Here is a 1,046-nt window from a genome sequence, read left to right as displayed (position 1 = left end):
TCATAGTGGGAATTAAAATCTCCACAAACAATAATATTTGTGTTATATCCGAGTTCTTTGATTCTTTTTTGGATCACTTTTGCAGAAACAATGCGCATACTTTCAGGACCCGCTTTGCTTTTCCAATGGTTGATAAGAAGGTACAAATCTTCATTGTTAAGTCTGTATTTTACCTCAAGAATATTTCGGTATTCATAAGATGCCGTTACTGCAATTTCTCTTGCATACACAAATGCTATCTTACTCAACAGAGCTACTTTAACGGTTGTATTTTTAAGATTTGCTATTTTATAGTAAGGGTAGTAGAGTCCTTTTCTTTTGAGTGTGAAGCGTAAATCTTTGAGTGCCTGGAGTGATTCTACCTCTTCTAGAGCGACAATATCAGCATCTATATCACACAAAACCTGAGCGATATTATTACGCTTGGTTTGGTAATTTTTTGTATTCCATTTGCTTTGTGTAAAGGGGATATACTCTTTGTATTCATTACCGTTGCGTGTAAGATCAAACAGGTTTTCAACATTGTATGTAACGAGTTTCAAGTTGCCCCCTTGTGCAAAATAATAGAAAACAAGTAGAAAAAAAACTATTTTCATACATCTATACCATTGAGTCGCAAGAGTTGTTTTGTGTCAACTTCTCTTTGCATCACTTCTTTAAAAAGTTCTTGCATACTTTGTGAACCACCTTTGTGGAGTATAGTATTGAGGTATCTGTGTGTGGTGGGTGCATCAAATATACCCTCATCTACTACAGCGTAAAAGGTGTCGGCACTAAGAACCTCTGCCCATTTGTAACTATAGTATCCAGCAGCGTATCCACCGGCAAAGATATGGGAAAACCCGTTTTGAAACTTATTGTAATTTGGGGTTGGGATAAGGGATGTTTTTTCCCTTATGGCATCTAAAAGTTTTTGCACTCCATCTCCCTGATAAAGATGAAGATGGAGTTGAAAATCAAAAAGAGAAAATTCTAGCTGACGAATCATACCTAAGGCTGAGAGGAAGTTTTTGCTCTTTACGAGTTTGTTTATCATCGTATCGGGG

At 36.6% G+C, this 1,046-nt stretch carries 2 protein-coding genes; both read right to left on the bottom strand.

The genetic code is table 11. The features are described from left to right. On the bottom strand, nt 1-542 hold a 542-nt coding region (locus AC30RD_RS09925; RefSeq protein WP_489494408.1), incomplete at its 3' end, for an endonuclease/exonuclease/phosphatase family protein. Nucleotides 543-592: 50 nt separating this feature from the next. Beyond that, nucleotides 593-1,046, bottom strand: a 454-nt coding sequence (locus AC30RD_RS09920) for a M3 family metallopeptidase (protein ID WP_489494407.1), incomplete at its 5' end; no start/stop codon positions are given.

The organism is Nitrosophilus sp. (assembly GCF_982775275.1).
This window is presented reverse-complemented; position numbering and strand designations above follow the sequence as displayed.